Source organism: Stenotrophomonas sp. 05L44_2 (assembly GCF_056665995.1).
In genome coordinates this window covers 1-5,416 of the sequence record NZ_JBFTNR010000229.1, presented here as the reverse complement: position 1 = coordinate 5,416, position 5,416 = coordinate 1, and the positions used below count along the sequence as shown (strand labels likewise).

The 5,416-nt window shown below is 66.4% G+C and carries 2 protein-coding genes; one reads left to right on the top strand and one right to left on the bottom strand.

The genetic code is table 11. The features are described from left to right. Positions 1–5,111, bottom strand: a 5,111-nt coding sequence (locus AC1VAN_RS09815; protein ID WP_480985722.1) for a hypothetical protein, incomplete at its 3' end; no start/stop codon positions are given. 66 nt (positions 5,112–5,177) lie between these two features. Between AC1VAN_RS09815 and AC1VAN_RS09810 the strand changes: the two genes are divergently transcribed. Further along, a partial coding sequence (locus AC1VAN_RS09810; protein WP_480985721.1) for a hypothetical protein occupies positions 5,178–5,416 on the top strand: 239 nt, incomplete at its 3' end.

Genomic DNA, 5,416 nt, shown 5'->3' with positions numbered 1-5,416 from the left:
CCCTCGGGCAGGACCGGGCGCCTGACGAACGCCGGCCGCGCGTCGACGTCGGTACGAGGCCAGCATGGTGCCAAATGTAACTCGCGCAGCAGTTCGTCGACGCGGTTGCCCGGGATGCGTCCGGCGGCCGCCAACTCGCCGCCGACATGCCGCAAGGCGCGCAGCGCCACCGTCACGTGGGGGTAGAAAAACGTGTTATGCAGGCCAAACATAGACAAGCGGGCCCTCAAGCGGTTGATGCCCGCCTGACCGAAGGCTTCTACGCCGCCCCAGCCGTCGATCAGCTGTTGAGCGCGACGGCGCACGTGATCCTCGGACACGCCGGCGATCTGGGCGAGCAGCTCAATGGCGTCCGGGAACGGCGCGCTCCACGCTGCGGGATCGGACACAGAGGGGGGGCCGAAAGGCTGTGCTCGCAATTGGTCCGCGCGGTCAGGGGCGCCAATGGGCGGAAGCGCGAGGCTATAGAATGCCGGCATCGGCGTCCTCACTGGATCAACCTCGCGGCCCGAGCGGGTGGCGAGCCGCCGGGCGAGTTCCCGAATGCCAAAGTCGGCATGGCCGGTGAGGCTAACGACGAGCGCGACCCACTCGGAGTTGAGCTCCGCGCGTGTCGCACTGTGCATCAGCCGTAGGCCGTCGATGACAACGTCATCCTCGTCATTGGCCAGTAGGCTGCGCATCAGCTGCGCGAACGCGTTCGGATCGTCGGCCGCTAGCGCGAGAGCGGCGCGGCCGGCATGCCAGCGCACGTGGGCCACTGGTAACGAGAGCATGCGTTCGATCAGGGAGGCAATGAGGGTGGCGTCCGTCTGCACCCCATCAACGCTCACATCCTCGCCAAGTCGGTAGTCGCGCGTACTCGGCAGTTGTTCTTCCACCGCGGCCCACATCGCCGCCCAATCGGGCGACGCGGTGAGCACCGGCCAGATATCGTCAACATCCCACAGCAGCGCGCTGACCTGCTCTTCCCCCGCCACCAGTGTCGCGATGAAGTTGGCATAGGCCGTGGGGAACACTGCGTCGCCCTCCAGCTGAAGGCGTGCCGCGAAATAGCGGCGTAGACCGCCACCCCAGATCCATGACCAGCGCGAGCTGCTGTCATCGGCCGGCGGATAGTCGGCGACCAAGCGCGCCGCGGTCGCACGATCGTCGGCGGCAAGCGCGCGATCCACCAGGCCGAAGCGGCATTTGTAATCGGCCTGCAGCTTGGGATGGCGATCGAACAGGGCCAGCGCCCCCGGGAAGTCCGCGTCGGGCAGCACGCGTACAAACGCTATCGAGGCGTCATGGCTGAGTTCACCAACCGCGCCGTCCATATCCAGGCGCGCGATCAGTTGCACCATGTCCGGCACGTTGTCGTAGCGCGTGGGAGAGTTGAGCACCCGGCGACGCAGACGAGGAACGCCTTCCAGGCATTGCGAGGCTGCGTCGACCGGGGTGGCATCTTCACCACGTGCGAGCAGCGCGGCACGCAAGGTCGCCAGTGCATCCGGCCGCACGTCAATCAGTGCGTGTCGCTCAATACTCTCAAGCAGTCGATCACGCACGCGGCCCAGCTGCTCAGGTACTGCAAGGCGGATGGCCTCGTGCAGGAATTCGCCTTCTTCCGATTCTCGGTAGTAGGCGGCACGGTGGAAGGGTAGGCACAAGGCCACCCACAGCTCGACACAGGGCAAAACGCGCGACGGGGCGCGGCGCACCGCGCCTTTCATCAACCCATCAACCATCGCCGGGAAGTCGATCAACTCGTTCGCAAGCAAGGCATCGGCGACGCTGGACGCCAACGCTGCGCTGTCAGTGGCGGCCTCGGCTACGAGAACATGGGCCAATCGGCGCGCAGCATCGCGACCCTCGGTGGCGCTCATCCCGATCGCCTGGCGCGTCAGCACGCGAACGCGATGCGCCCGACCGGGTGGGTCTGCCCGGTTGGCGGCTTGCAGCAAGCTCGCCCAGAGGGCGTACTGCGGATCCTTCTTGGCACGCATGGCGTAGCCCAGGGTCTCCTCGCGCTGCTGCGCGAGCAGCTCGCGCGCACGCTCGGGGCGTCCAATGCGCGCCATCGACTTCGCCAGCCGCGCCGTGCTGGCTAGAAACTGGCTAGGGGTGCCTTCCTCGCGCTGACCCAGCAAGGCGTCCAGCCGCGTTTGCGCGCCGTCAACATCGTTGCTTCCCGCGGCCACAGCTTCTGCCACCAAGATTTGCAACGGCGTGTGGCGATCTCCTTGGCGCGGGTGCTCGGAGAGCAGCTGATCGAAGGCCGCCACCGTGCCCGCGAGTTCTGATGCGCCCAGGCGTGCGGCAGACCGGAGCAAGGAACCCAACACCTGGGGGGCCGCCTTGTCGAGCTGCAGAGCGCCGAAATGCTCGTCCACCCCAACCGTGCCGGTCCTGCACACGTAGCGCATGAAGCTAGCGCACAGCTGTGCCGCGGCGCCAGCAACGACGTTCTGCGGCTCGCGCCGGCTATGCGCGGCAAGCTGTCCGGCATCTAGGGTGAACTGATGGAGCGGGCGCAAGACGGCCTTTCTAGGCGGCGATGCCGGAGGCGCCGGCAGATCTATCCACACGCCCAGTTCAGCGGCGTCCATGACGGCGCGGACGAGGTGGGCTGCCTGATCGACGTCGGTAGCATTGTCCAGTTTATTCAGCGCCGGAGTCGACACGCCGTCATACAGGGCGCGCGCCTGCGCGATTAGGCCGCGCCGGGCTGCGAGCAGTGCCGCGGTGCGACGAAGTCCCAGCGGTACCTGCGCGAGCGCAGTAGCGTCGGCGACCGCTTCGGCTAGCGCCGCGGTCGCCTGCGCGAGATGGTCGGCACCGTCCGCCAGCAACTGTCGTGCCGCTTGGGTCGCCAGTAGCGCCCGTGCTGTCGGCTCCAGACGAAAGTCGGCGATCAATGCATCGCGGTCAGCCAACGGACTACGGGCGAGCGCAGCCAGCGCCGCGCGCGCGCGCAGCTGCATGCCCACCTCTTCGGGCTCGTCAATCAGACCGGGCTCGCGTTGCAGCGCCTCGACGACGCGGTCGATCCCTGCGACCAGTTCAGCCGGTGACCGAAACTCGCTCGCCCGTTCGGCCCACCGGGCGAATTCGTCCCTGCGCATGGACGGCGCGTTGCTCATGCGGTCGCTGCCCAGATCGTGCAGCGGTTCGATCTGCTCGAACAAGGTTCGCGCCCGATCGAGGTTGCCCTGCTTCAACCATGCCTCCACGACCAGGAAGCCGTCGCCCCCGACTTCGTCAAGAAAATCCTCGGCCTCCTCGAGTAGCCCCAGTGCCAGCAGCGCCCGGAGCGATTCGTCCGGTTCGTCGAAGGCCTCGGCGCGCCGATACATCTCGTCCGCGGCCAGGATTAGCGTAAAGGCAGCGGTTGGGTCGACCACCATTTGGAGGGAACGAAACGCGAGGCGAACATCCACGCGAATTTCCGACGCCGCGCGCCCAGCCAAGTATTGCGCGCGGAACAGCGTCGGTGTGGCCAAGGCAAGCGCTTCGCTGTGCGCACCGGCGCGCATCAGGTAGCGAGCCGCCAGAAAACGCTTTGGCGAATTCGCGGGAGCCCGTGCGGCCAAGTCCGCCAGCTGACGGTAGGTGCTCGCCGAATAGTCTGCGTCCGGCAGCCCGTAGCGCGTGCGCGTGAGCCGCGTCAGGAACAACCGAAAGCTGTTGTGGAAGATGGACCATGCATGGCCTGAACGCTTGAGCAAGTGGCGGACCTGCCGCCAGGTCCGCTCGATGGCAGCTGATGGGTGCAGGCTTTCTAGGTCTCGAGGATCCAGCGGTGCTTCGGCTCGAGCCACCAAGCCCAAGATATCAAGCACCTCGTTGTCTTCTGCCAAGCCGCGCAGGGCGGCCGCGTACAAGGCGTCGATGTCGCCCACGTACTCGAAACCTTCGCGCAGAATCCGGTCGCGGGTGGTGTCATCTTCCGCCGCGACCAACGCCTGCAGCAGATAGTGCGTAGCCAGCGGATGACCTAGGGTCAGTTCTCGCAAGCGTGGCCGCGGCACTGCCGTCGGCACGCCGAGGGCATCGGCCATGGCAGCGATGGCCGTCAAGGACAGCCCCTGCATTTCGACCTGGCGCTCCGCCATGCTGGCCTGGTCGCGTACGGCCGGGGGCATGTCGGGCAGGTCCACGCGCTGGGTACCCAGGATGAAGAGTACCCCGTCAGGCACCGCTGCCGGCAAGGGCAAGTCGGCCAGGAACGATCGCATCGGTCGCTCTTCGCGCGGCACATGGTCCAGGCCGTCGACGATAATCAAGGTGCGCAGGCCATCGGTGATAAAACGCTCGCCGGCCTGAGCCAACAAAGCTCCAATCTCTTCGCGGCGGTGTCTCTCGTTCTCGCTAAGGAACCGCACCCCCGGCAGACCTGTATTACGCAGCCCGGCAGCCACGTCTTCCAAGAAGTCAGCCGATTCCCCGCGTCCAATGCCTTGCGCTCCGCCGGGCACGTAGGCCAAGTAACGCACGACCACGAGTTGTGGCTCGGCTTCCAGCGCGATCTGTAGCAAGGTCGACTTGCCTGAACCGGGCGGGCCGATCAACGACACGTAGCCGCTTGGATGATCGCGGACCACGCACCGCAGTTGCGCTTCAGTGCTGGGATTGCGTTGCACGGCCACGCCGACAGGGAACTGATGGCGATGTCGCGGCTCGTTCTCGGGCCAGCTCATCTCCTCAAGGAACTCGGCCCGCGTCCACCGATCACGTTCGGGCACGCGCGCGACTAGGTGCGGGAGCCGATCGGCGATGCGGTCGACTTGTGGCTGAGTTCGGCTCGTGATTCCGTAGAGCGCGGCAAAATTCGGCTGGTCACCGTGCACTAGTTCCAGGCGCTGGAAGAATTCCTCAAATTCGGATTGGGTCAGCCCAGAGGCAGCCTCTAGATCGTCCAAGAACGGGCCCGACGGCGTGGAGCGCCACTGCGCCAGCGACCGGTCCGGATTGGCTTGCCACTCGGCGACGAACTGTCGTGTCGTGCCTCCGTTGCCGACGCGATCAGCATCTGACGGCGTATCGTCCACCACGACCCGCAGGCGGATGCGCACGTCGGGACAGCTGGCTTTCAGCTCCTGCCAAGCTTGCACCAGCCCGGGCAGCAAGCCCGCCCCACCGGTCAGGAGCGTAGCGATGCGAAACGGGTCCGGATCGCGTCTGGACTTAAACTGGTGGCCGATGACTTCGTCGTCGAAGCCGAGTACGACGTCGTCAGCGATGCCCGCACACCGATCCGCCACGCCAACCCAGCGCAATTGCCGGGTCTGGAGACCGTGGTAGATGGCGGCGGCCGCGGACGCGTACTGACGCGTGTACCCAAACATGGCATTTCGTTCGCCCGCGCCAGGCGCGCGACGAGTCGGTGCTGTACCGCCAGCGGTACCCTCGCCGCGGTCGACTGGATCAGGGG